The organism is Micromonospora sp. WMMD961, assembly GCF_029626145.1.
Taxonomy (GTDB): domain Bacteria; phylum Actinomycetota; class Actinomycetes; order Mycobacteriales; family Micromonosporaceae; genus Micromonospora.
Genome location: NZ_JARUBJ010000002.1, coordinates 1,752,418 through 1,776,939 on the forward strand (window position 1 = coordinate 1,752,418; position 24,522 = coordinate 1,776,939).

Annotated in this window: 20 protein-coding genes; 13 read left to right on the forward strand and 7 right to left on the reverse strand. The window is 72.2% G+C overall.

Annotation, left to right across the window (positions count from 1 at the left end; translation table 11 throughout):
- Positions 1-52: 52 nt before the first annotated feature.
- Together O7614_RS08400 and O7614_RS08405 are read right to left on the reverse strand one after the other, a co-directional pair.
- Entirely contained in the window at positions 53-895 is an 843-nt protein-coding gene (locus O7614_RS08400) for an endo alpha-1,4 polygalactosaminidase (protein ID WP_278137904.1), read from the reverse strand.
- Positions 896-1,011: 116 nt separating this feature from the next.
- Positions 1,012-2,181 carry a CAP domain-containing protein gene (locus O7614_RS08405; RefSeq protein ID WP_278137905.1) on the reverse strand — a complete coding sequence of 390 codons (1,170 nt, stop codon included), beginning with the start codon at positions 2,179-2,181 and terminating at the stop codon, positions 1,012-1,014.
- A gap of 371 nt (positions 2,182-2,552) precedes the next feature.
- Between O7614_RS08405 and O7614_RS08410 the strand changes: the two genes are divergently transcribed.
- The 3 genes from O7614_RS08410 (at position 2,553) to O7614_RS08420 (ending at position 7,340) form a co-directional block, all read left to right on the forward strand.
- Complete coding sequence (locus O7614_RS08410; RefSeq protein WP_007456482.1) at positions 2,553-2,747, forward strand: hypothetical protein; 195 nt, start codon at positions 2,553-2,555, stop codon at positions 2,745-2,747.
- Positions 2,748-3,105: 358 nt separating this feature from the next.
- Positions 3,106-6,720 carry a chromosome segregation protein SMC gene (smc, locus tag O7614_RS08415; protein ID WP_278137906.1) on the forward strand — a complete coding sequence of 1,205 codons (3,615 nt, stop codon included), beginning with the start codon at positions 3,106-3,108 and terminating at the stop codon, positions 6,718-6,720.
- Positions 6,720-7,340 carry an HAD-IA family hydrolase gene (locus O7614_RS08420; RefSeq protein WP_278137907.1) on the forward strand — a complete coding sequence of 207 codons (621 nt, stop codon included), beginning with the start codon at positions 6,720-6,722 and terminating at the stop codon, positions 7,338-7,340. The genes smc and O7614_RS08420 overlap by 1 nt, the downstream gene beginning before the upstream one ends.
- Before the next feature lie 7 nt (positions 7,341-7,347).
- On the opposite strand, the gene O7614_RS08425 is transcribed toward O7614_RS08420, so the two are convergent.
- The 5 genes from O7614_RS08425 to O7614_RS08445 all read right to left on the reverse strand — a co-directional run bounded on the left by O7614_RS08425 (position 7,348) and on the right by O7614_RS08445 (position 12,360).
- Positions 7,348-7,869: a DinB family protein gene (locus O7614_RS08425; protein WP_278137908.1), complete on the reverse strand. Its 522-nt coding sequence runs from the start codon at positions 7,867-7,869 to the stop codon at positions 7,348-7,350.
- 43 nt (positions 7,870-7,912) lie between these two features.
- Positions 7,913-8,407, reverse strand: a complete 495-nt coding sequence (locus tag O7614_RS08430; protein WP_278137909.1) for a universal stress protein — start codon at positions 8,405-8,407, stop codon at positions 7,913-7,915.
- Between the two features lie 9 nt (positions 8,408-8,416).
- Positions 8,417-10,036 (reverse strand): MDR family MFS transporter, encoded by a 1,620-nt coding sequence (locus O7614_RS08435; protein ID WP_278137910.1) that lies wholly within the window; start codon positions 10,034-10,036, stop codon positions 8,417-8,419.
- A gap of 148 nt (positions 10,037-10,184) precedes the next feature.
- Positions 10,185-10,625, reverse strand: coding sequence for a MarR family transcriptional regulator (locus O7614_RS08440; RefSeq protein ID WP_278137911.1), 441 nt, complete (start codon positions 10,623-10,625; stop codon positions 10,185-10,187).
- Positions 10,626-10,635: 10 nt separating this feature from the next.
- Entirely contained in the window at positions 10,636-12,360 is a 1,725-nt protein-coding gene (locus O7614_RS08445; protein ID WP_278137912.1) for an alkaline phosphatase D family protein, read from the reverse strand.
- Positions 12,361-12,579: 219 nt separating this feature from the next.
- On the opposite strand from O7614_RS08445, the gene ftsY reads away from it, so the two are divergent.
- The 10 genes from ftsY to O7614_RS08495 all read left to right on the forward strand — a co-directional run bounded on the left by ftsY (position 12,580) and on the right by O7614_RS08495 (position 24,497).
- Positions 12,580-13,761 (forward strand): signal recognition particle-docking protein FtsY, encoded by a 1,182-nt coding sequence (gene ftsY, locus O7614_RS08450; RefSeq protein ID WP_278137913.1) that lies wholly within the window; start codon positions 12,580-12,582, stop codon positions 13,759-13,761.
- A 6-nt stretch (positions 13,762-13,767) separates the two neighbouring features.
- Positions 13,768-14,631: an aminoglycoside phosphotransferase family protein gene (locus tag O7614_RS08455; protein ID WP_278137914.1), complete on the forward strand. Its 864-nt coding sequence runs from the start codon at positions 13,768-13,770 to the stop codon at positions 14,629-14,631.
- Positions 14,632-14,907: 276 nt separating this feature from the next.
- Entirely contained in the window at positions 14,908-16,320 is a 1,413-nt protein-coding gene (locus tag O7614_RS08460; RefSeq protein ID WP_278137915.1) for an ammonium transporter, read from the forward strand.
- A gap of 25 nt (positions 16,321-16,345) precedes the next feature.
- Complete coding sequence (locus O7614_RS08465; protein WP_172862163.1) at positions 16,346-16,684, forward strand: P-II family nitrogen regulator; 339 nt, start codon at positions 16,346-16,348, stop codon at positions 16,682-16,684.
- Positions 16,685-16,698: 14 nt separating this feature from the next.
- Complete coding sequence (locus O7614_RS08470; RefSeq protein WP_278137916.1) at positions 16,699-19,029, forward strand: [protein-PII] uridylyltransferase; 2,331 nt, start codon at positions 16,699-16,701, stop codon at positions 19,027-19,029.
- Positions 19,030-19,272: 243 nt separating this feature from the next.
- A complete protein-coding gene (locus O7614_RS08475) occupies positions 19,273-20,424 on the forward strand; it encodes a sensor histidine kinase (RefSeq protein ID WP_278137917.1) in 1,152 nt (383 codons plus the stop codon).
- On the forward strand, positions 20,421-21,077 hold the full coding sequence (locus O7614_RS08480) for a response regulator transcription factor (protein WP_278137918.1): 657 nt from the start codon (positions 20,421-20,423) through the stop codon (positions 21,075-21,077). Before O7614_RS08475 ends, O7614_RS08480 begins: the two co-directional genes overlap by 4 nt.
- 115 nt (positions 21,078-21,192) lie before the next feature.
- A complete protein-coding gene (gene ffh / locus O7614_RS08485; protein WP_278137919.1) occupies positions 21,193-22,752 on the forward strand; it encodes a signal recognition particle protein in 1,560 nt (519 codons plus the stop codon).
- 68 nt (positions 22,753-22,820) lie between these two features.
- Positions 22,821-23,399 carry a Uma2 family endonuclease gene (locus tag O7614_RS08490; protein ID WP_278137920.1) on the forward strand — a complete coding sequence of 193 codons (579 nt, stop codon included), beginning with the start codon at positions 22,821-22,823 and terminating at the stop codon, positions 23,397-23,399.
- 18 nt (positions 23,400-23,417) lie between these two features.
- A complete protein-coding gene (locus O7614_RS08495) occupies positions 23,418-24,497 on the forward strand; it encodes an amidohydrolase family protein (protein WP_278137921.1) in 1,080 nt (359 codons plus the stop codon).
- Positions 24,498-24,522: the final 25 nt, after the last annotated feature.

The window sequence follows — 24,522 nt, forward strand, 5'->3', positions numbered from 1 at the left end:
AGAGCCGTCGGGCCGGGTCGCGACCGCGACCCGGCCCGACACCAGTTCAAGCTCAGGGCAGCGGGCAGGCCTCCCGGGACGCGTCCAACGCGCGGTCCTTCCGGATCGACGCGAAGCCGTAGCCGACGGTGGTCACACAGAAGTCGTCGGTCGAGCCGGCGTACTCCACGTGGAAGACCGGCTTGCCGGCGTCGGCGAACGGCAGCAGCTTGGCGCACTGGGCCAGCCGCACGCACTCCTCGTTGACCACGAAGTCGAAGTCCGGGGCCAGTGCGGCGAGCTGCGGCACGTCGTTGACCAGCCCGGGGGAGAGGCTGAGCGAGCGGGCCAACTCGGCCAGCCGGCGGTTGAACAGCAGTTGGTCGTCGAAGTCGAGTGGGAAGCCGGTGCGGAACGCATACCCGTCGGCGTCGGCGAACGCGACAGCGCCGAAGCCCTTGCCCCGGCACAGCCGCAACCGGTCGGCCAGCACCGGTTCGAGCGCGTCCCAACTCCGGACGTCCAGCCACCGGCTCTCCGGCCGAGGTCCGGTCGAGCCCTGGACGACATCGGGGAACCGGCTGGCGTCCGGGTCGGCGGAGCGGACCGACCCGACGTGCACCTGGCAGATCAGCCGGCGATCCCGGGAGCGCAGCTCGGCGGTCTGCGCGGCGGTGGTGGCCACCGGGTCGAGAAGGAAGACGTCCGCCTGCACCGTCGGGTCGAGCGGGCCGGTGAGCTGCCACTGCCACTGCCAGTGGCGGGACTGCGCGGCCGGCCACGCGGTGGGCGCGCCGGGCGGGGTCAGTGCCGGGCGGCACCCGTACGCCGGTGCGACCAGGAGCAGCGCGACACCGGCCGACACGACGCGGTGCAGTGGGCGTACGGCGGCGCGTCGCCGTGGCCGGATCCGCATCGGCAGCTCCCGGGGCCGGGGCGGCCCGTCGCCGCCCTCACCGGTACGCCGGCCCCACGCTCGGCCCGACGTACCTCACCGGGTCAAACGAGCGCGGGGGCGCGGACGACGCGCGGTCAGCGCGGTGCGGCGAAGACCTGCGTCCAGTACGGTCCGTTGCTGTTGGCGATGCCGACGCCGATCTCGGTGAACGCGCAGTTCAGGATGTTGGCCCTGTGGCCGGAGCTGTTCATCCAGGCGTCCATCACCGAGGTCGGGGTCTTCTGGTTCCAGGCCACGTTCTCGCCGTACGTGCGCCAGGCGTAGCCGACCCGGTCCAGCCGGACGCCGGCGTTGCTGCCGTCGCTGCCGGTGTGCGACATGTTCTGGTGGTCGGCCTGGTCCTGGCTGTGCTTCTGCGCGGCGGTCATCAGCTTGTCGTCGATGCTCAGCGCCTTGCAGCCGGCCTTGGCCCGCTCGGCGTTGACCAGGTCCACCACCTCGCGGGCCTGGGAGCTGACGGTGCCACTGGAACCGCCCGAACCCGAACCGCTGGTCGTGCTCGGCGCGGTGCTGCGTTCGGCGCCGCGGCGCGAGGCGGCGGTGGTCCGCGACTGCGCCGGGGTCGGCTTGACGACCTTGCTCGGCGAAGGGCTCGGCTGCGCCGAGCTGGGCGCGGCGGACGGGGAGGGCGCGGCCAGCGTGTCGATGGCCGGCGGTTCGGTCGGGGCCTGCGACGCGGCGAAGGTGTCGTCCACAGCGGTCGGCTGATCGACCCCGCCCTCACCACCGGGCATCGCGAGCGCGCCGACGCCGAAGCTCACCACTAGGGTGGCCGCCGCGGCGGCGCCGCCGATCATCATCGGCTTGCGCCAGCGGCGCGGGGAGCGGTGCCGTCCCTCGCCGGGCCGGCCGGCCGTGCCGGCCTCGGTGCGCCAACCCGCGGTCGTCCCTGGGTCGGTGGGCCAGTCGCCGGTGGTCGCGGGGCCCCCGTCGGTGGGCCAGTCGCCGGCGGGGTTCTCGATCGGGTGGCTGTCGCCCCAGTGGCCGCTGTCGCCGCCCGGGTGGTGGGCCGGCCAGGCGGCGGTGGGAGCGTCGGCCGAGCCGGCGGCCGTCGGCCGGCCCGACCGCCAGCCGTCGGCGGGCGGCTGCGGGTGCCACTCGTCGCCGGGCTGATCGGCGTCGTCGCCGAACAGGTAGGCCGAGCGGGGCTCCGGGCGGTCGTGCAGCCAGGCCGGCTCGTCGGTCGGCCGCTCGGCGCGCCGGGGGGCGCCGTTCGGGTCCATCGGGTCGGTCCAGCCGTACACGCCTATGCCTCCAGAGGTCGGTTGCGGGCCGGGGTGACGCTACGGCGCGCCCGCGACCTGCGGCAACGTGGCTAAGGAAGAGTTAAGGGGAAGTCGGACGCCAAGGGGCGGACTTCCGGGAATCCGGGCGTACAGTAAAGGTGTCCGGACAGAGCGTGTCCGTGCCGTGAAGGCAGCCCCCCGACAAGTGGACAGGTCGACGTAGAGATGATCTACGGCCTGCGAGAACTTGACGAAGGAGGGGTTTGCGGCTCAATATATAGGTGTCGCCAGTCGCGCCCGGTCATGCCCAGATACAGCTGGAATGACAGCCGCGTACAAATGGGCGCGCGTTGGCCGGCCTTTCCGGCAGCGCATATCAAGGAGTCAGCATGGCGAAGGCCCTCTACGGCCACGTAGGCGCAGCGCCCGACCGGCGTCTGCTCGACGAGGTCACCCGGCTGCGTGCCAGGGTGCAGGCACTGGAGTTCGAGATCACGCGTCTGCGTGCCGACAACGATCGGCTCGCGGCGGCTGCGGCGGAGGCGGACGATCTGCTCCGTCTGGCCGAGCCGGCGCTGACCTGATCTCCGCGTCGACAAAACTGAATCGCAGCATCGCAGAAAAGCGCGCCGACACGTCTGTGCCGGCGCGCAACACTGTCCGATCCTTTTCGGGTCGACGATTTATGATCTTGCGACCGGTCGCGCTGGAACCGTCCCGGCCGCATCCGAATAGCGCACCGGCGGATAAGCCGATCATGAACTGCTCTCGCCATTGTCGCGGCCGCCAGAACAACAGCACGTGCGCGCCTCACACCCTCGACGTACCCGACCCGGGGCGGGTCGCGTGTCGGCCCGCCTCCACCACCGGGTTAGTCTGCGAGTTCACCCAGGTCCCCAGAGCCGGCGACGGTACGGCGGCCACCGGACGAGGATCGAGAAGGTGTATCTCAAGAGCCTGACGGTGAAGGGGTTCAAGTCCTTCGCCTCCGCGACGACGTTGAAGCTGGAGCCCGGGATCACCTGTGTGGTGGGCCCGAACGGCTCCGGCAAGTCCAACGTCGTCGACGCCATCGCCTGGGTCCTCGGCGAGCAGGGCGCCAAGGCCCTTCGCGGCGGCAAGATGGAGGACGTCATCTTCGCCGGCACCGCCGGTCGGGCACCACTGGGTCGCGCCGAGGTCACCCTCACCATCGACAACACCGACGGCGCGTTGCCGATCGAGTACACCGAGGTCTCCATCACCCGCCGGATGTTCCGCTCCGGTGAGAGCGAGTACGAGATCAACGGCAACTCCTGCCGGTTGCTCGACATCCAGGAGCTGCTGTCCGACTCCGGCATCGGCCGGGAGATGCACATCATCGTCGGGCAGGGCCGGCTCGACGGCATGCTGCACGCCAAGCCGGAGGACCGCCGGGCGTTCATCGAGGAGGCGGCCGGCGTCCTCAAGCACCGCAAGCGCAAGGAAAAGGCCCTGCGCAAGCTCGACGCGATGCAGACCAACCTCAACCGCCTCACCGACCTCACCGCCGAGCTGCGCCGCCAGCTCAAGCCGCTGGGCCGGCAGGCCGAGGTGGCCCGCCGCGCCGCCGCCATCCAGGCCAACCTGCGCGACGCCCGGCTGCGCCTGCTCGCCGACGACCTGGCCACCCTGCGCACCACCCTCGACCGGGAGATCGCCGACGAGACCGCGCTGCGCGAGCGGCGCGAGCAGATCGAGGGCGAGCACGTCGAGGTGCAGGGCCGGCTCGGCGAGCTGGAGGCCGCCCTCGCGGAGGACGCGCCGCTGCTCGCCGCCGCACAGGACACCTGGTACAAGCTGTCCGCCCTCCAGGAGCGCTTCCGCTCGATCGAGCAGTTGGCCCGGGAACGGCTGCGGCACCTCAGCGCCAGCGGCGACGACGAGCGGCCCGGCCGCGACCCGGACCAACTGGAGGCCGAGGCCGAACGGGTTCGCGAGCAGGAGGAGGAGCTGCGCGCGGCGCTCACCGACGACCAGATCCGGCTGGCCGAGGCGGTCGAGCACCGCCAGGAGCTGGAACGGCAGCTCGCCGCCGCGGAACGGGAGCTGGTCGCCGCCGCCAAGGCCATCGCCGACCGGCGGGAGGGGATGGCCAAGCTCACCGGTCAGGTCAACTCGGCCCGCGCCCGCACCACCAGCGCCGGCGAGGAGATCGAGCGACTCGCTGTCGCGCACGCCGACGCGCTGGGCCGCGCCGAGCAGGCGCAGGCCGACCTGGACGCGGTCGCTGCCCAGTCCACCGAGGCCGACCGGGACAACGCGGACCTGGACGCCCGGCACGCCGAGGCGGTCGCCGCGCAGGAGCGGGCGCAGGCGACCGTGCGCTCGCTGTCCGACGCCGAGCGGGCGGCGGAGAAGGACGCCGCCACCTGGAAGGCCCGGGAGGAGGCGCTGGCGCTGGGGCTGCGGCGCAAGGACGGCGCGGGGGCGCTGCTCGCCCGCGCCGGCGACGTGCCCGGCCTGCTCGGCAGCCTCGCCGGGCTGCTCACCGTCGCGCCGGGCCACGAGGCCGCGTTGGCCGCCGCGCTCGGCGGCCTCGCCGACGCGGTCGCCGTCAGCGGGGTGGACGAGGCCGTCGAGGCGATGCGGCTGCTGAAGATCTCCGACGCCGGCCGGGCCGGCCTGCTCGTCGGGAGCCCGGCGGGCCCCGGCATGACCGGTTCCGCCGACGCGCTGCGTCCGAAGCTGCCCGACGACGCCCGGTGGGCCCCCGACCTGGTGGAGTGCAGCGCGGAGCTGCGTCCGGCCGTGCACCGGGCACTGCGCGACGTGGCGCTCGTCGACGACCTCGCCGCCGCCGCCGAGCTGGTCGCCAGCAACCCCGAGCTGCGGGCGGTCACCCCGGACGGTGACGTGGTCGGGGCGTACGCGGCGGCCGGCGGGTCGGCCAAGGCCCCCAGCTACATCGAGGTGCAGGCGGCCGTCGAGGAGGCGCGTACCAACCGACTGACCGCCGAGCGCGACGGCGCGGAGCTACGGGACCAACTCGTCGAGGCGCGCGCCGAGGTGGCGGCCGCCAAGGAGGCCGTGCAGCATGCCGCCGCCGAGAAGCGGGAGGCGGAGAGTCACCGCAACGCCGCCGCCCGCCGGCTGGCCGAGTTGGGCGCGGCGGCCCGCTCGGCGAAGGCGGAGACCGACCGGCTCGGCGAGTCCCGGTCCCGTGCCGAGGCGGCCCGGCAACGGGACCTCGCCACCCTCGACGAGTTGGAGGAGCGGCTGCGGCTGGCCGAGGAGACACCGGTCGACGCCGAGCCCTCCACCGAGGAACGGGATCAGCTTGCGGCCATGGTGCCGCAGGCCCGGCAGAACGAGATGGAGGTCCGGCTCGCGGTGCGTACCGCCGAGGAGCGGGTCTCCTCGATCGCAGGCCGGGCCGACTCTCTCGCGCGGCAGGCCACCGCCGAGCGGGCCGCCCGGGAACGCGCAGCGGCCCGGCGGGCCGCGCGCACCCGCGGTGCGGGCATCGCCCGGGCCGTGGCCGGGGGCGCCCGGGAGGCGCTCACCCGGCTCACCACCTCGATCGCGACGGCGGAGGAGCACCGCGACGCCGTCGCCCGGGAACGCGCCGCCCGCGAGGCAGAACTCCAGGAGGTACGCGGCGCGGCCAAGCGGCTCGGCGCGGAGCTGGAGCGGCTGACCAGCCAGGTGCACCGCGACGAGGTCGCCCGCGCGGAGCAACGGCTGCGCATCGAGCAGTTGGAGGCGAAGGCCGCCGAGGACTTCGGGCTGGACGTGGAGACACTCGTCGCCGAGTACGGCCCGACGCAGCCGGTCCCGCCGACCCCTGTCGACATCGCCACGGCCGAACGCGACGGCCTGCCGGTGCCCGAGCCGGTCCGTTACGAGCGGCCGGTGCAGGAGAAGCGGGCCGCCAAGGCGGAACGGGAGCTGACCCTGCTCGGCAAGGTCAACCCGCTCGCGCTGGAGGAGTTCGCCGCGCTGGAGGAGCGGTACAAGTTCCTCTCCGAGCAGTTGGAAGATCTCAAGGCCACCCGTCGGGACCTGCTCACCGTGGTCAAGGACGTGGACGAGCGGATCCTGGAGGTCTTCGCCAGCGCGTTCGAGGACACCGCCCGGGAGTTCGAGCAGGTGTTCAACGTGCTCTTCCCCGGCGGCGAGGGGCGGCTGATCCTCACCGAGCCGGAGGACCTGCTCACCACCGGCGTCGAGGTGGAGGCCCGCCCACCGGGCAAGAAGATCAAGCGGCTGTCGCTGCTCTCCGGTGGCGAGCGGTCGCTGACCGCGGTGGCCATGCTGGTGGCGATCTTCCGTGCCCGGCCCAGCCCGTTCTACATCATGGACGAGGTGGAAGCGGCCCTGGACGACGTCAACCTGGGCCGGTTGATCACGTTGATGGCACAGTTGCGGGAGAAGAGCCAGCTGATCGTCATCACGCACCAGAAGCGGACGATGGAGATCGCTGACGCGCTCTACGGCGTGACCATGCGCAGCGGGGTCACGCAGGTGATCAGCCAACGGCTCAACCGGGCCGACGAGGACGACGAGCGGCACGGCCGCGGCGAGGAGAACGGGTAGTGGCTCGGGAACGCGCGACGGCGCTCCTGCTGGACTTGGACGGCGTCCTGCGCCGCTGGGACCCGGCGGTCGCCGCCGGTGTCGAGCGGGAGTACGGCCTCTCCGACGGGGTGCTCGGCGAGATCGCGATGCAGTGGGGCCGCCTCCAGCCGGTGCTCACCGGCCAGGTCAGTCACGCCCAGTGGGTGGACAGCGTGGCCGACGCGCTGGCCGAGCCGGCCGGTGGCCCGGACCGCGCCCGGGCGGCGGTGGAGCAGTGGCAGCGGTACCGGGGTGAGGTCGACACCGAGGTGCTCGACTTCGTCCGGGAGGTGCGTGCCGCCGGGATCAGGGTCGGCCTGGGCACCAACGCCACCGACCTGCTCGACGCCGACCTGGCCGCACTCGGCCTCGTCGGCGAGCTGGACGTGGTGGTCAACTCCTCGGTGGTCGGCGTGCACAAGCCGGCCCCGGAGTACTTCCAGGCCGCCTGCCAGGCACTGGCCACCCCACCCGCCCGGGTGCTCTTCGTGGACGACGAGGACTGGGCCGTGCGCGGTGCCCGGGCCGCCGGGCTGTCGGCGCACCGCTGGGGCGGTCACGCCGACCTCCGTTACCTGCGTGCCGCTCTGGACTACTGAGCGCCTGTCACTCGCCGGTGACGCCGTCGATGCGTTCCCGGATCAGGTCGGCGTGGCCGTTGTGCCGGGCGTACTCCTCGATCATGTGCACGTACACCCAGCGCAGGTTGAAGGTGCGCTTCTTCGCGCCGACCTCGGTGAACGTCTCGTCGAGCGAATGGCCGGCGGCGGCCTCGCGGGCCAGTGCCACCTCCCGGTGGAAGATGGCGAGGTCAGCCTCGGCGTCGGCGTCGCTGACGTCGTGGTCGGCGTCCGGCGTCTCCGGGGTGAAGTACGGGTAGTCGACCCGCTGGCCGGCGAAGTTCTCCCGGAACCACCAGGCCTCCACCTCGGCCAGGTGCCGGACCAGACCGAGCAGGGTCAGCCCGGAGGGTTGCACGCTCGGCGTCCGCAACTGCTCCTCGGTCAGGCCGGAGCACTTGAGCAGCAGGGTCTGCCGGTGGTAGTCGAGCCAGCCGTCGAGCATGGTGCGCTCGTCGCCGACGTACGGTTCGAGGGTCCGGGTGATCTCCGGTGCGGTCCACGTCATGCGCGCATCCTGCCCGGCACATCTGACATGCCGCGACGGGTTATCAGGGCACCACCACGACGGGCCAGCGACCGGCCCGTACCAGGCGGGTGGCGACCGAGCCGACCAGCCGGTGACCGGCCTGCTCGGAAGCGCCCACCAACACCATGTCGGCCTGGAACTCGTCGGCCGCTGCGCACAACTCGCCGTACGCGTCGCCGCGCCGGCAGACGAAGGTCACCGGGATGCCCCACTGCTCGGCCCCACGACGGCACTCCCGGCGCAGCTCGTCGGCCAACTCCTCGTGGGTGCGTTGGACCGCGCCGGCGTCCATGCCGGGCACCAGGGCGGTCAGGCCGCTCGCCGAGCTGACGAAGACCACCACCAGGGCGGCGCCCTGCCGGCGGGCCAGGCCCGCGGCGTAGGAGCCGGCCCGCTCGGAGGTACGGGTGCCGTCGATGCCCACCATGATCACCCGAGGGCCGTCCGTGCCCCGCTCGAAGGGCAGCGGCCGGGTTCGGGGGCCGTACTCCTCGCGGTCCGGTGCTCCCACGCCCATGGTTCTACCTCACCTCTGTTCACCGGTACGGACCACGGCCGCGCCAGCGCCGGCGGCGAGTGTCGATTCCCGCTCGATCTCCGCCGAAACCGGGTCGCCGTTGTGCTGCCGCAGCGGTACCTCCTTGATGAAGGCCACCGCGATCAACGCGATCAACGCGAAGGGTGCGGCAGCCAGGAAGATGTCACCGGCGCCGTGGCCGTAGGCGCTCTCCACCACGGCCCGCAGCGGGCCGGGCAGGGTGTGCACGTCGGGTAGGGCGCCCCCGGAGCCGGAGCTGGAGGCGGGGATGCCGAGTTGGGCCAGCCCGTCGGCGGTGTAGTCCTTGACCTTGTGGGCGAGGACCGCGCCGAGGGCGGATACGCCGATCGCGCCGCCGAGGCTGCGGAAGAAGGCGACCACCGAGCTGGCCGCGCCGAGCTCGTGCGGGCCGACGGTGTTCTGCACGGCGAGGACCAGGTTCTGCATGGTCAGGCCCAGGCCGACGCCGATCAGCACCATGTAGACGCTGAGCACTGTGAAGCTGGTGTCCGCACGGAGGGTGCCCATGAGCGCGAAGCCGATGGTGAGCAGCGTCGAGCCGGTCACCAGGAACCGCTTCCAGCGACCGGTCTTGGTGATGATCCGTCCACCGACGGTGGAGGCGACCAACAGGCCGAGGATCATCGGCAGGGTCATCAGGCCGGACATGGTCGGGCTCTGACCGCGGCTGATCTGGAAGTACTGGCCAAGGAAGATCGACGCGCCGAACATCCCCACGCCGACCGCGATGCTGGCGACGACGGCGAGGGTGATGGTGCGGTTGCGGAACAGGCGCGGCGGGATCATCGGCTCGGCGGCCCGGGTCTCGACCCGGATCGCCAGGGCGCCGAGGACCAGGGCGCCGAGGACCATGGCGGCGGTCTGCCAGGACGCCCAGGCGAACTGGTCACCGGCGAGCGAGACCCAGATCAGCAGCAGCGAAACGGCAGCGGTGATCAGGGTGGCGCCCCACCAGTCGATCTGGGCCTTCCGCTTCACCACGGGCAGGTGCAGGGTCTTCTGGAGGACGATCAGCGCGAGGATGGCGAACGGCACCCCCACGTAGAAGCACCAGCGCCAGCCGAGCCAGGAGGTGTCCACGATCACGCCGCCGATCAGCGGGCCGCCGATGGTGCCGACGGCCAGCACGGCCCCGAGGTAGCCGCTGTAGCGGCCCCGCTCGCGCGGCGCGATCATCGTGGCCATGATCACCTGCGCCAGCGCGGTGAGGCCGCCGGCGCCGACGCCCTGCAGCACGCGGCAGGCGATCAGCTCGCCGGTGCCCTGGGCGAGGCCGGCCAGGATCGAGCCCAGCACGTAGATGCCCAGGGCGAGCTGGACGAGTGCTTTCTTGCTGGTCAGATCGGCCAGTTTGCCCCAGATTGGGGTGGTCGCGGTCGTCGCGAGCAGGGCCGAGGTGACCACCCAGGTGTACGCGGACTGGCCGCCGTGCAGTTCGGTGATGATCCGCGGCAGCGCGTTCGAGATGACCGTGGAGGAGAGAATCGCGACGAAGAGGCCCAGCAGCAGGCCGGAGAGCGCCTCCAGGATCTGCCGGTGGGTCATGGTCACGGCGGTCGCCTGGGGAGGCGCTGTCGCCTGGCTCATCGTTTGGTGCCTCCGAGCGGAGTCGAGGTGGAACGGCGGCGGGCTGGTGCGCACTGGCCGCCTGAGAGTTGCTTCGGGCAACCGTACGTCTTGGTTGCCTGAAGCAACAACCTGCCGGGCTGGCACTCTATTCCCCCGTCGCCGGGCCCTACTGCCAGGAGTCGTTGAACCGGCCGAGCAGCCGGGCGAACTCCTCGACGTCCCGGTCCGGCCAGCCGTCCAGCGCGCGCAGGAACTCGCCCAGTCGGGCGGACCTGGCCACGTCGAAACGACGCTGCCCCTCCTCGGTGAGGCTGATCTGCGCGGCCCGCCGATCACTCGGATCGGGGTCGCGGTAGACCAGGCCCAGGACCTCCAGGGCGTTGATCTGCCGACTCAACGTCCCCTTGCCCACACCGAGCCGCGCCGCCAACTCGGTCAACCGGATCGACCCACTACGCCGCAACCAGAGCAACAAACCGTAGGTGTTCGGCTCCAGGGTCGGGTGCACCTCGCGGGCGATCTCCCAGGAGACCGCCCGCCCACGACGCAGCAGGGCGGTCAACTCGTGCTCGACCGCCCTGATCGGTTCCGGCAGGTGCTCGTCCACGGCGTAGAGACTACGGCGAGGTAGGCGGGGAGGCCGAGAGTCGACGCCGCATCACTGCGCGCAGGTGCCCGTCCTTCGTGGTGCCCTCGATGACCACGTCCGCCCCGCGCCCCCGATGCGTCAGGGTGGCGACCGCGTTGCCGAAGTAGGGCCCGGCCAGCTTGCGCCAACGCACCCCCGGCCGGCGCACACCGGCGGAGCGAGCCAGCGCCCGGGTGGCACCGGCCGGACCAGCCGACCAGCCCAGGCGCATCAGCGGACGAATGCCGGCCGGCACCTGGTTGTGGATCGGTGAACAGGTGAGCTGGTGCACGGGCGTGACCACCGCCGGGTCGCCGAACCGGGCCCGGGCCACGTACGAGTGGTGCACGTCCCCGGAGAGCACGCTGATCGACGCCGGAGGGGCGTACGCCGGACCGGCGCCGACCCGCGCGCCGGACTCCCTCGGGGTGCCGGTGCCGATCCGGGCGAACGTCTCCGCGAGCCCCTCGAAGGAACGCCGGAACGCCGCCCAGTGCTCCAGGTCCAGTGCGCGGCGCAGCTTCTCCGCCCCGCGCGCCACCCAGGGGCGGGGCGAATCCGCCAGCTTCTCGTTCCACGCCTCGATGTGGTGGATGCCCTGCGGCAGCAACCAGGGCAGCGAGGCGCCGACCACCAGGTGGTCGTAGACCCCGTGCGCCTGGTCCAGGAACCAGGACCACTCGCCCGGCGGCAGCATCGCCCGGCTGCCCGGGTCGAGCACCCGACTGCACCGGTTGTCGAGCATGACCAGGCGGGTGCGGCCCAGGTCCAGTGCGTAACTCCACTGGTACTGCACCGCGCGCCAACGCTCGGTGTCGTGCGCCACGTCCGACTCCTGGTCGACCCGGTGCCCGAACTCGCGCAGCACACCTGTCGCGTCCTCGGCGGCGGCGACCTTCGCGAAGACCGGGTCGGCGACGATCTCGTCGGGAGAGAGGTTGCCCAGGTGCTGGTAGACCCAGTACGAGGCAAGCCCGCTGCCGATCCGCTCCTGCCACCACGGCTGCTCGCGGACCTCCGAACGCCATGCCGCCGAGGTGTTCCAGTCGTCGATGATCTCGTGATCATCGAAGATCATCACGCTCGGTACGGTGGAGAGCAGCCAGCGGATCTCCGGGTCACGCCAGGACTCCAGGTAGAGCTTGGTGTACTCGTCGAAGCTGACCACCTGGTCGGCCGGGGCGCCCTTGGGACGCCGTCGCCGCCGACGCAGCAACCGGCGCACCGTGGGTGAGGTGACGTCGGCGTAGACCTGGTCACCGAGCAGCACCAACAGGTCCGGAGGCGGGTTCGACTCCGGGTCGGCCATCATCCGCCGGGCGTACGCGTCCAGCGCGTCCGGTGGCAGCTTGCGGGTCGTGGCGTGCTGGGTGGTCTCCCGGCACGAGCCGAAGATCAGGCTGACCGGCTGGTCCCGGTCGTCGGCGGCCCGGGTGCGGATCACGCTCGGCGGGAAGCCGCTGCTCGGCACCGGCCAGACCAGCTCGTCGTCGACCAGCACCTCGTAGGTGGTCGCACTGTCCGGGGTGAGTCCCTCCACGATCACGAGCGCGTAGTGGTGGTCGTACGCCGAGAAGGTGGGCGCGGTGCCGGTGGCGCCGCCCGCGGTGCGGACGGTGACCACGGCGGGCGCGGCGGTCTCCACCCAGATGGTCGCTCGGGTGTCCACCACTCGCCGCAGGAGTGGGCCGATGAGGAGGTGGGCGGCGGGCATGCGGCCGAGCCTACCGCCGGTTTCCTGCGCCGGCCGGGGGCGGTGGCTGAGACCCCCGGCACCGCTCGGGGGTGCGGTCGCTGAGACCCCCGGCACCGCTCGGGGGTGCGGTCGCTGAGACCCCCGGCACCGCTCGGGGGGTGCGGTGGCTGAGACCCCCGGCACCGCTCGGGGTGCGGTGGCTGGGACGCGGTCGCCCGCATCTGACAGGATTCCGGCATGGCCGAATATCTCGTCCTCGCTCTGGTCCTGCTCGGTGTGCTGATCGCCGGCACAGTCGGGCTGGTCGTGCCGCGATTGCGGCGGCGACCCGAGCCCCCGTTGCCGCGCACGGAGGTCGACACCAGGGCAGAGGAGGATCTCGCCGGCCCGCCGGTCGAGGCACCGGAGTCCGATCTGTCCACCGGTGTCCTGGTCGAGCCGCCGCCGGTGGTCGAGGCACCCGTCGAGGTGCCCGAGCCGACCGCCGGGCGGCTGGTCCGGCTCCGCTCGCGGCTGTCCCGCTCGCAGAACGTCTTCGGCAAGGGCCTGCTCGGCCTGCTCGCCCGCGACCACCTCGACGAGGACGTCTGGGAGGAGATCGAGGACAGCTTGATCACCGCCGACGTCGGCGTCGACGCCACCCGCGACATCGTCGACCGGCTCCGGGAACGCACCCGGGTGCTCGGCACCCGCTCGGCCTCCGAGCTGCGGGCACTGCTCGCCGCCGAGCTGGTCAACGCGCTCGACCCGAGCATGGACCGGTCGTTGCGGACCGCGCCGAAGGAGGGCGTGCCGGCGGTGGTCCTGGTCGTCGGCGTCAACGGCGCCGGCAAGACCACCACCTGCGGCAAGATCGCCCGGGTGCTGGTCGCCGACGGCCGCAGCGTGCTGCTCGGCGCCGCGGACACCTTCCGCGCCGCCGCCGCCGACCAGCTGGAGACCTGGGGCTCGCGGGTTGGGGCGGAGACCGTCCGGGGGCCCGAGGCCGCCGACCCGGCCAGTGTCGCCTTCGACGCGGTCAAGCGCGGCATCGACACCGGCGTGGACACCGTGCTCATCGACACCGCCGGCCGACTGCAGAACAAGGTCGGCCTGATGGACGAGCTGGGCAAGGTCAAGCGCGTGGTGGAGAAGCAGGGCCCGATCGACGAGACACTGCTCATCCTGGACGCCACCACCGGCCAGAACGGCCTGGAGCAGGCCCGGGTCTTCACCGAGGTGGTCAACGTGACAGGCGTCGTGCTGACCAAGCTCGACGGCACCGCGAAGGGCGGCATCGTGATCGCGGTGCAGCGCAAGCTCGGCATCCCCGTGAAGCTGGTCGGCCTCGGTGAGGGCAAGGACGACCTGGCCCCGTTCGACCCGGCGCAGTTCGTCGACGCGTTGCTGGGGACCGAGGCCACCGGACGGGACGCGTAGTCTCGGGTGTCCAGTGACAACCGCGCGTACGCGGGCTGGCGTGAACCCGGCCACCCTTCGCAGCGCCTCGGGAGACCGTACGTGACTTCGCAGGAGATCCCGCTGCACGGCGGCAACGTGAGCACCGTCGTGCGCGTCGGTGACACGGTCCGCCGCAACGCCGGGCCGTGGACACCGTCCGTGCACGCCCTGCTGCGCCACCTGGAGTACGTGGGATTCACCGGTGCCCCGAGAGCGCTCGGCATGGACGAGCGCAACCGTGAGGTGCTGTCGTACCTGGAGGGGGAGTGTGGGGAATACCCGCTCGCCCCGCACTGGGTGACCGACGAGGCGCTGGTGACCGTCGCCACCATGCTGCGAATGTTCCACGACGCGCAGTACGGCTTCACCCCGCCGCAGGGGGCGGTCTGGCGCTCGTTCGGCCCGCCGCCGCCGGACACCGAGGTGATCTGCCACCACGACGCCGCGCCGCACAACGTGATCTGGCGGCCGGACGGCACCCTCGGGCTGATCGACTTCGACCTCGCCTCGCCCGGCGCACGGATCTACGACGTGGCGTACGCGGCCTGGACCTGGGTGCCGATCTTCGCGGACCGGGACTCGATCACGCTGGGCTGGAAGCACCCGGACCGGCCGCGCCGGCTCCGGCTCTTCGCCGACGCGTACGGGCTGATCCCTCGGGACCGACACCGGCTGATCCGGACCATCCGCAAGCGGATCGTGGACCACGTCGAGGGCATCCGTCGGATGGCCGCCGCCGGTGAGCCGGCGTTCGTCCGGATCGTGCACAAGGGCCACCTCCGCCGACCGATGCGCGATCTGCGGCTGCTCGACTACGAGCGGCACGCGCTGGAGAACGCCCTCCGCTGAGCGTCGACCGGTCGATGCTCGGACGGTTCCGTCGGGCGGACCGGTCGATGGTTCGGGCCGGTCAGCCATCGACGTCCGCCGTACGGTCGATCCACTACCGTCCATGCTGCCGAGTGTGCGGAGTTCGTGACACGTACGAAACAACCCGTCACCAACCGGAAACGCGCACGGGACCTTGGGTGAAACAGCCGGCAACAAAGCTTCCGCGCAACCGGCCTACGGGCGACGCTGCCCCGGAAAGCCGCGAAGGAGGACTTCACCCTTTAGGAGGCCAGCGTGCCTGAAGCACCGACGATCGACGGCGCCAATACCACGTGGCTGCTGGTTTCGACCGCGCTCGTGCTGCTCATGACCCCCGGACTGGCGCTGTTCTACGGCGGCCTCAACCGGGCCAAGGGCGTACTCAACATGATGATGATGAGCTTCTCCGCCATCGGGCTCATCTCCATTCTGTGGTGGTTCTACGGATTCAGCGTCGCCTTCGGGACCGACGTGAACGGCTTCTGGGGCGACCCGGGCGCGTACCTCGGCACCAAGACGTTCCTCGCCGAGACCGACCTGTGGGGTGCCACGGCGGAGAACCCCAGCGGCATCGGGGTCCCGCTCTACGTGTTTATGGCCTTCCAGATGGTCTTCGCGGTGATCACCGTCGCGCTGATCAGCGGCGCCATCGCCGACCGGGCCAAGTTCGCCGGCTGGCTGCTGTTCGCCTTCGGCTGGGCCACCCTGGTCTACTTCCCGGTCGCCCACTGGGTGTGGGGCGGCGGCATCATCGGCGCCGACATCCACGCGCTGGACTTCGCCGGTGGCACCGCGGTGCACATCAACGCCGGTGCGGCGGCCCTGGCCGTGGCGCTGGTGCTCGGTAAGCGGCTCGGTTGGCCGCGCGAGGGCATGAAGCCGCACAACATCCCGCTGGTCGCGCTCGGTGCGGGTCTGCTGTGGTTCGGCTGGTTCGGGTTCAACGCCGGCTCCGAGCTGACCGTCGACTCGGTCGCCGGTCTCGCCTTCATCAACACCCAGCTCGCCACGGCGGCCGCGGTGCTCGGCTGGATCGCGGTCGAGTGGATCAAGGACCGCAAGCCGACGATGGTCGGTGCCTCGTCGGGTGCCGTCGCCGGCCTGGTCGCGATCACCCCGGCCTGTGGTTTCATCGCCCCGTGGGCGTCCGTCCTGCTCGGCATCGTGGCCGGTGCCGTGTGCGCGCTGGCCGTCAGCCTCAAGTACAAGCTCGGCTACGACGACTCGCTCGACGTCGTCGGCGTGCACTTCGTCGGTGGCTGGATCGGGTCGCTCTGGCTCGGCCTGTTCGCCACCAACTCGGTCAACGCCGCCATCACCGACGTGGTGGGCGCCTCCGACGGGCTCTTCTACGGCGGCGGCGTGACCCAGCTCGGACGGCAGGCGCTCGCTGGCGTGATCGTCAGCGTCTGGTCGTTCGGCATCGCCTGGGTGCTCGCCTTCGTCATCGAGAAGACGATCGGCTTCCGGGTCAAGGCCGAGGCGGAGGTCGAGGGCATCGACATCGGCGAGCACGCCGAGAGCAGCTACGACCTGTCCCCGGCCGGTGGTGGCACGGGCAGCGCGTTCGCGATGGCTGGCATCGGCACCCCCGGTGGTGGCTCGACGAGTGGTGCCAAGCCGGAGGCGGAGCCCGCCGAGCCGGTCAACGAGAAGGTCGCCGGTTAACGTTCCTGGGATGGAGGGGTTGGACATGAAGCTGGTGACCGCGGTCATCAAGCCGTACCAACTAGACGCGGTGAAGGAGGCCCTGCACGCCCTCGGGGTGGCCGGGCTGACCGTCAGCGAGGTCCAGGGGTACGGGCGGCAGAAGGGGCACACCGAGGTCTACCGGGGTGCCGAGTACACGGTCGAGTTCCTGCCCAAGATCCGGGTGGAGGTGCTCACCGACGAGATCGACGTCGACAAGGTGGTGGACGCCATCGTCGGGGCGGCCCGCACGGGCAAGATCGGTGACGGCAAGGTCTGGGTCACCGGTGTCGAGGAGGTCGTCCGGGTGCGTACCGGCGAGCGCGGCCTAGACGCCCTCTGACGACCGCGACCGACATGACCTCGTTGATCAGGAAGAACGCGTCAGGGCACGCCGCCGATGGTGACGCGAACCTCTTGATCAACGAGGTCGTCGGCGTTACCGGGGGGATCGGGGAGGCTGCGCGACTCGCGCGTGCGGCGGCTTACGACGAGTTTCTACGCGGGTTGCTGCCCGCGCGGGACGGGGTGGCACTGCTCGCCGTCGGTGGGTTGGGTCGGCGGCAGTGCGCCCCGTACGGCGACCTCGATCTCGTACTGCTGCACGCCGGGGTGCCCGGCACCGACGAGGTCGCCGCCTCGGTCTGGTACCCGATCTGGGACGCGGGCCTGCGGCTCGACCACTCGGTACGCACCGTCTCCGAGGCGCTCTCCGTGGCCCAGGACGACGTCAAGGTCGCCCTCGGGCTGCTCGACGCCCGGCTGGTGGTGGGTGACCAGACGCTGGCCGACTCGCTGATCCGCACCGCCGCCGACCACTGGCGACGCACCGCCGTCCGGCACCTACCCGGCCTGCGGGAGGTCACCGAGGCCCGTTGGCAGGCGCACGGCGAGCTGGCCTTCCTGTTGGAGGGCGACCTCAAGGAGGCCGCCGGTGGTCTGCGCGACGTGGGGCTGCTGCGGGCGATCTCCGCTGCCGGCATCACCGACGCGCTGCGTCCCGCCGTGCGTGCGGCTCACCTGCGCCTGCTGGACACCCGCGACGCCCTGCACCAGCAGGTCGGCCGCCGGGTCGACCGGCTGGTCGCCCAGGAACGCGACGGAGTGGCACGACTGCTCGGGCTGCGACAACTCCAGCCCGGCGCGTCGGACGCCGCGCGGCAGCCTGGAGCCGTCGTGGAAGACGGCGACGCGCTCCTGCGCCGGGTCGCGGGTGACGCCCGTACGGTCAGCCACGCGCTGGACGACGCGTTCCGTGCCGCCGACCGGTTGCGCTCCGGCCGCCTCCGCAACGGTGGTGGGCGCCCCGTGCGCCGCCCGGTGGCCCGCGACGTGGTGGAGCACGACGGTGAGCTGGTGCTGGCCCGGACGGCGATCGGAGCCCGCCCCGATCCGAGCCTCTCCCTGCGGGTGGCCGCCGCGGCGGCCACGACCCGACTGCCGATCGCCCGAGCCACCTGTGAGTGGCTGGCGGCGTACTGCCCGCCGCTGCCCGCGCCGTGGCCGGCTGATGCCCGGGCCGCGCTGACCACCCTCCTCGGTGCCGGTCCCGGGCTCGTGCCGGCGTGGGAGACCTGCGACCGGTACGGGCTGATCGACAACTGGCTGCCCGAGTGGACCCGGTTACGCAGCCTGCCGCAGCACAACCCGGTGCACCGCTACACCCTCGACCGGCACCTCGTGCAGACCGCGTACGAGGCGAGCCGGCACACCCGCGAGGTCGAGCGCCCGGACCTGCTGCTCCTCGGCGCACTCCTGCACGACATCGGCAAGGGGCTCACCGGTGACCACAGCACGGTCGGTGTGCCACTGGCCCAGGCGGTGGCGATCCGGATCGGTCTGCCCGCCGCCGAGGTCGAACTGATCGGCACGCTGGTCCGGCTGCACCTGCTGCTGCCCGACGTGGCCACCCGCCGGGATCTGGCCGACCCGGTCACCATCGCCTCGGTGGCCGAGGCGGTGGGGGACACCGGCACCCTCGACCTGCTGCACGCGCTGGTCCGCGCCGACGCGGCGGCGACCGGGCCGGCGGCCTGGTCGGACTGGAAGGGTCGACTCGTCGCCGAGTTGGTCGCCCGGGTCCGCACCGCACTGGACACCGGCGTACTCCCCGAACCGCCCACCCCGGACCCGGCGCTGCTGGCCGGGCCGCTGCCGGTCGTCCACCTGACCGGCGACCGGGTGTCGGTCGCCGCGGCCGACCGGCGGGGCCTGCTCGCCACGGTGGCCGGCTGCCTGGCCCTGCACCGCCTGGAGGTGATCTCCGCGGACGCCTCGGTGGTCGACGGCCGTGCCCTGGTCGAGTGCCGGGTGCAACCCCGCTACGGCCTCCCGCCGGACCCGGTCCCGCTCCGCGCCGACCTGCGCCGGGCCGTCGCCGGCGACGTGTCGGTGACCCAGCGGCTGCGCGGCCGTGCGCTCGCCGCCCGGGGCGGCGGGGCTGCTCCGCGGGTCGTCTGGCACCGCGAAGCGGCCACCGACGCGGTGCTGCTGGAGGTGCGTGCCGCCGACGCCGCCGGGTTGCTCTACCGGGTCGCCTGCGCTCTCGACGAGGCGGGTGCGCTGGTTCGCGCGGCCCGCATCTCCACGCTCGGCGCCGACGTGGTCGATGCCTTCTACCTGGTCGGCGGCTGGCCGGACGACGCCACCCGAGCCCGCCTGGAGGCTGCGGTCCTCGCCGCCGTCTGACCGGCGGTCGCTGCCGCCGCCGGGCCGTCGGGCTCGTCGCTGGGTCGTCGGGCTCGTCGCTGGGTCGTCGGGCTCGTCGCTGGGTCGTCGGGCTCGTCGCTGGGTCGCCGGGCTCGCCGCCGCGACTCGGCGCGCGGAGGAGCGGCGGACCCCGCTGGGGGCGGCCGATACGTCGGCGGACGTAGCGTCGGTGCCGCCGCCGGACGCACGCCGAGGCCCGTCTGCGCGGGCAGAATGACGGCCATGTGGCGCGGTGGTCAGCGGGGGTGGCGGTCGGCGGCGGCGGACGTCGCGCTCGCCCTGGCGCTGCTCGTCATCGGGTTGCTCGGCACCGACCTGGCCGGCGACGACCAACCCGGATCGAAGCCGGTGGACGCCGCCTGCCGGGTGTTGATCGTGGTCGCCGCGCTGGCCCTGACGCTGCGGAACCGGGCACCGGCGGCCGTCCTCGCCCTGGTCAGCGTGGCCACCACGATCTACCTGGTGATCGGGTACCCGTACGGGCCGATCCTGCTGACGCTCCTGGTGGCGGTGTACACCGTCGCGACACGGTTGCCGGTGCGCCCGGCGGCACTCGCCACCGGTGGCGCATTCGTCCTGCTCCTCACGCACACCTTCCTCTCCCCCGGCCCGGCCGCCGGTTGGACGGCGACGCTGCCCACGTCGGCCTGGGTGGTCGTACCGTTCGCGGTGGGGGTGGTGGTGCGGGTCAACCGCGAGACGGCCGCGCGCAGCCTGGAGGAGGAGGCCCGCAGTCGGGCCGAGCAGGCTCGGCGGCAGACCGACGAGGAGCGGTTGCGCATCGCGCAGGAGGTGCACGACGTGGTGGGGCACGGGCTGGCCGCGATCAGCATGCAGGCGGAGATCGCCCTGCATCTGCTGCCGAAACGGCCGGAGCAGGCGGAGACCGCGCTGACCGCGATCAGTCGGACCAGTCGGGAGGCGCTGGACGAACTCCGGGTCACCCTCGGCGCGGTACGGCAGGGCGCCGAGCGTGGGCCGGTGCCTGGCCTGGCCCGGCTTCCGGCGCTGCGTGACCGGCTGGCCGGCGCCGGGCTCGCCGTCGACACGCGAGTGATCGGCGATCCTCGGGAGTTGCCGACCGCCGTGGACCTGACCGCGTACCGGGTGGTGCAGGAGGCGTTGACGAACGTGTTGCGGCACGCGGGGGTGACCAGCGCGGAGGTGACCGTGGACTACCGCGCCGACGAGGTGACCGTCGAGGTCACCGACCGGGGTGCGGGCGCCGGGGCAGCTCCGACCGACGGGGGCGGGCACGGTCTGGCCGGGATGCGGGAGCGGGTCACGGCACTGGGCGGGCGGCTGACTGCCGGGCCGCGCGCCGGTGGCGGGTTCCGGGTGTACGCCCGGCTTCCCGTGGAGCCGACCGCGTGATCCGGGTGCTGGTCGCCGACGACCAGGACCTGGTCCGGCTCGGTCTGCGCGCGCTGGTGGAGAGCGAGGACGACCTGGAGTTGGCCGGTGAGGCCGCCGACGGTCTGCGGGCGGTCGAGCTGGCGCGCCGGGAACGGCCGGACGTGGTGCTGATGGACATCCGGATGCCCGGCATCGACGGCATCGAGGCGACCCGGCGGATCGTCGCGGACCCCGACCTGACCGGCACGCGGGTGGTGGTGCTCACCACCTTCGAACTGGACGAGTACGTCTTCGACGCCTTGCGGCACGGCGCTAGCGGGTTCCTCACCAAGGACACCCGACCGGTCGACCTGCTGCGCGCGATCCGGCTCGTCGCCGACGGAGAGGCGCTGCTGTCGCCGTCGGTGACCCGCCGGGTGGTGCGGGAGTTCGCTACCCGGCCGTCGCGGGTCCCTCGTCCGCACCCCCGGCTGGGTGCGCTGACCGACCGGGAGCGCCAGGTCGTCGGCCTCGTCGGTGAGGGCCTGAACAACGAGGAGATCGCCGCCCGGTTGGTGGTCAGTCCGGCGACCGCGCGGACCCACGTCAGCCGGGCGATGGGCAAGCTGGGCGCCCGGGACCGGGCCCAGCTCGTCGTGTTCGCGTACCAGTCGGGGTTGGTGTCGGGGTGAGGCCCCGGGCCGGGCGACAGCGGTCGTGCGGGCGGGCGGTTACCCTAGCGGTGGCCGGACTCCGCAGTGCCGGCCGCGTTGTGCCCGCCGGAACACTGACAAACGGGATGTTCGCGTGTTTGACACCTTGAGTGACCGCCTGTCCGGGATCTTCACCAAGCTCCGCGGCAAGGGGCGGCTCACCGACGCCGACATCGACGCCACCGCGCGCGAGATCCGCCTCGCGCTGCTGGAGGCGGACGTCGCGCTGCCGGTGGTCAAGGGCTTCATCGCGGCGGTGAAGGAGCGAGCCCGCAGCGCCGAGGTCTCCCAGGCGCTGAACCCGGCCCAGCAGATCATCAAGATCGTCAACGAAGAGCTGATCAACGTGCTCGGCGGTGAGGGGCGACGGCTCCAGTTCGCCAAGCAGCCGCCAACGGTGATCATGCTGGCCGGTCTCCAGGGTTCCGGTAAGACGACCCTGGCCGGCAAGCTCGCCCGCTGGCTCAAGGGCCAGGGGCACCAGCCGCTGCTCGTCGCCGCCGACCTCCAGCGCCCCAACGCCGTCGGGCAGTTGCAGGTGCTCGGTGGCCGGGCCGGCGTCGAGGTGTACGCCCCGGAGCCCGGCAACGGCACCGGTGACCCGGTGCAGGTGGCGCGCGCGTCGATCGAGCACGCCAAGCGGGCTGCCCGCGACATCGTCATCGTCGACACCGCCGGCCGGCTGGGCATCGACGCCGAGATGATGCAGCAGGCCGCCGACATCCGCGACGCGGTGCAGCCGGACGAGGTCATCTTCGTCATCGACGCGATGGTCGGTCAGGACGCCGTCCGCACCGCCGAGGCGTTCCGCGACGGCGTCGGCATCACCGGTGTGGTCCTCTCCAAGCTCGACGGCGACGCCCGTGGTGGTGCCGCGCTGTCGGTGCGGGAGGTCACCGGTCAGCCGATCCTGTTCGCCTCCACCGGTGAGAAGTTGGAGGACTTCGACGTCTTCCACCCCGACCGGATGGCCAGCCGGATCCTCGGCATGGGCGACGTCCTCACTCTGATCGAGCAGGCCGAGCAGGCCTTCGACTCCGATCAGAAGGAGAAGATGACCGCCAAGCTGATGGGCGGCGAGCAGTTCACCCTGGACGACTTCCTCGACCAGCTCATCGCCGTGCGGCGGATGGGCCCGATCGCCAACGTGCTGGCCATGATGCCCGGCATGGGGCAGATGAAGGACCAGCTCTCCGAGCTGGACGACAGCCACTTCGACCGGGTCACCGCGATCATCAGGTCGATGACCCCGGGCGAGCGCACCAACCCGAAGATCATCAACGGTTCCCGCCGGGCCCGCATCGCCAACGGCTCCGGCGTCACCGTGATGGACGTCAACCAGCTGCTCAACCGCTTCGCCGACGCGCAGAAGATGATGAAGCAGATGGGCGGCATGATGGGCCTGCCTGGCGGCGGTCGGCGCAAGGCGACCAAGTCGCCGAAGAACAAGCGCAAGGGCACCAAGGGTGGCGGTCGGCCGCGTACCGGCGCCGGCGCCGGGATGCCGGGCGGCTTCCCTGGTGGCATGCCGCAGCTCCCGCCGGGGATGGACCCGAACGACCTGGCCGGCAGCCAGGGCCTCCCGCCCGGTTTCAAGCTGCCGAAGATCGACTTCAACAAGCTCGGCAAGGGCGGCGACAAGGGCCCGCGCTGACGCGTGTCGGTGACGGCGGGCGACTGATCCAGCGCTTAGGGTGATGTCGCCCCCTGGAAGGAGATCTCATGACCGCGGCCCCGATCCTGCCCGAACGGCACGAGTGGACGGTCGACGACCTCGGTGAGCTGCCGAAGGACCTTCCGTACGAACTGATCAACGGAAGGTTGATGGTGCCGTCGCCGACTGCCGTGCACCAAGAGTTCTGTGTCGAGCTGCTGCTCACGCTTCGGGTCAACTGTCCGCCCGAATACCTGGTCAGCATCGACCTGTCGATGCGGGTCGACCGGCGCAACGAGCCACGCCCGGACGTGGTGGTCATCCGCCGCAAGCACGCCGGCCGGTCGCCCGTCCCGGTCGAGGACGCCCTGCTCGCCGTGGAGGTCGTCTCACCGACCTCGAGCTTCCGCGACATGTACGACAAGGCGAAGGTCTACGCGCACGCCGGCGTCCGGTCCTACTGGGTGGTGGACCCGCTGCAGGAACGGGTCACGCTCACCGAGTACGCCCTCGGCGCGAACCGCGAGTACGAGCAGGTCGCCCACACCGAGGACCTGTTCGTCACCGAGCGGCCGTGGAAGGTCTCGGTGGACCTGCCCGCGCTGACCGTCCGCAAGAACGACCTGCTCGCCCCCGACGAGGGGTGATCGGGTAGGACTGTGCACATGGCCCTTCATGTGCGCGGCGTGCTACTTCCCGACGACGAGGTCCGCGATCTCTGGCTGGTCGGCGACCGGGTGACCTTCACCCCGGTGCCCGACGCGGAGACGGTGGTCGACGGCGGCTTCGTCCTACCCGGGCTGGTCGACGCGCACTGTCACATCGGCATCGCCCGAGGTGGCGCCCCGATCACCTCACTCGACCAGGCCCGCGAGCTGGCCCGCCTCGACCGGGACGCCGGCGTGCTGGCGATCCGGGACGCCGGCTCGCCGTACCCGTACCCAGAGTTGGACGACGAGCCGGACCTGCCGCGACTGGCCCGCGCGGGCCGGCATGTCGCCCCGCCCAGGCGCTACCTGCGGGACATCGGCGTGGAGATCGACGCGACCGAGGTCGCCGCGACGGTGGCCGCCCAGGCGAAGGCCGGCAACGGTTGGGTCAAGCTGGTCGGCGACTGGATCGACCGGGGCGTGGGTGACCTCGCGCCGGCCTGGGACGCGGACACGCTCACCGCCGCCGTGCGGGCCGCGCACGACGCCGGGGTACGCGCCGCGGTGCACACCTTCTCCGAGTCGGCCGTCGAGATCATGGTGCGGGCCGGCGTCGACTCGGTCGAGCACGGCACCGGGCTCAGCCTCGACCTGATCGACGAGATGGCCCGGCAGGGCACCGCGCTGGTCCCCACAATGATCAACATCGCCACCTTCGGGGGTATCGCCGAGCAGGCGCGGGGCAAGTTCCCCGGGTACGCCGAACACATGCTCGCGTTGCGCGACGGTTTCCCCGAGGTGGTGCGCGCCGCGCACGAGGCGGGTGTGCCGATCTACGTGGGCACCGACGCCGGCGGCGGCATCGACCACGGGCTGGCCGCCGAGGAGATGATGCTGCTGCACGAGCGGGCGGGAATGGCGCCGCTCGACGTGCTCGCCGCCGCCTCCTGGGGTGCCCGGGAATGGCTCGGCTTCCCCGGCCTGATCGAGGGCGGCCTCGCCGACCTGACTGCCTACCCGGAGGACCCCCGCCTCGACCTGCGCGTCGTCCGCGCCCCGTCCCGCACGATCCTCCGCGGCCGCGTCGTCCGCTGATCCGCTCCCGCGCGGGCCGCGCTCC

Bases quoted from the DNA above. Each gene is read 5' to 3' on its own strand.
- O7614_RS08430 (WP_278137909.1), bottom strand. From the start codon at position 8,407: ATGGGCGTGGGAGCACCGGACCGCGAGGAGTACGGCCCCCGAACCCGG.
- ftsY (WP_278137913.1), top strand. From the start codon at position 12,580: ATGGCCGAATATCTCGTCCTCGCTCTGGTCCTGCTCGGTGTGCTGATC.
- O7614_RS08435 (WP_278137910.1), bottom strand. From the start codon at position 10,036: ATGAGCCAGGCGACAGCGCCTCCCCAGGCGACCGCCGTGACCATGACC.
- O7614_RS08475 (WP_278137917.1), top strand. From the start codon at position 19,273: ATGTGGCGCGGTGGTCAGCGGGGGTGGCGGTCGGCGGCGGCGGACGTC.
- O7614_RS08470 (WP_278137916.1), top strand. From the start codon at position 16,699: ATGACCTCGTTGATCAGGAAGAACGCGTCAGGGCACGCCGCCGATGGT.
- O7614_RS08495 (WP_278137921.1), top strand. From the start codon at position 23,418: ATGGCCCTTCATGTGCGCGGCGTGCTACTTCCCGACGACGAGGTCCGC.
- O7614_RS08445 (WP_278137912.1), bottom strand. From the start codon at position 12,360: ATGCCCGCCGCCCACCTCCTCATCGGCCCACTCCTGCGGCGAGTGGTG.
- O7614_RS08490 (WP_278137920.1), top strand. From the start codon at position 22,821: ATGACCGCGGCCCCGATCCTGCCCGAACGGCACGAGTGGACGGTCGAC.
- O7614_RS08425 (WP_278137908.1), bottom strand. From the start codon at position 7,869: ATGACGTGGACCGCACCGGAGATCACCCGGACCCTCGAACCGTACGTC.
- O7614_RS08400 (WP_278137904.1), bottom strand. From the start codon at position 895: ATGCGGATCCGGCCACGGCGACGCGCCGCCGTACGCCCACTGCACCGC.
- O7614_RS08465 (WP_172862163.1), top strand. From the start codon at position 16,346: ATGAAGCTGGTGACCGCGGTCATCAAGCCGTACCAACTAGACGCGGTG.
- O7614_RS08410 (WP_007456482.1), top strand. From the start codon at position 2,553: ATGGCGAAGGCCCTCTACGGCCACGTAGGCGCAGCGCCCGACCGGCGT.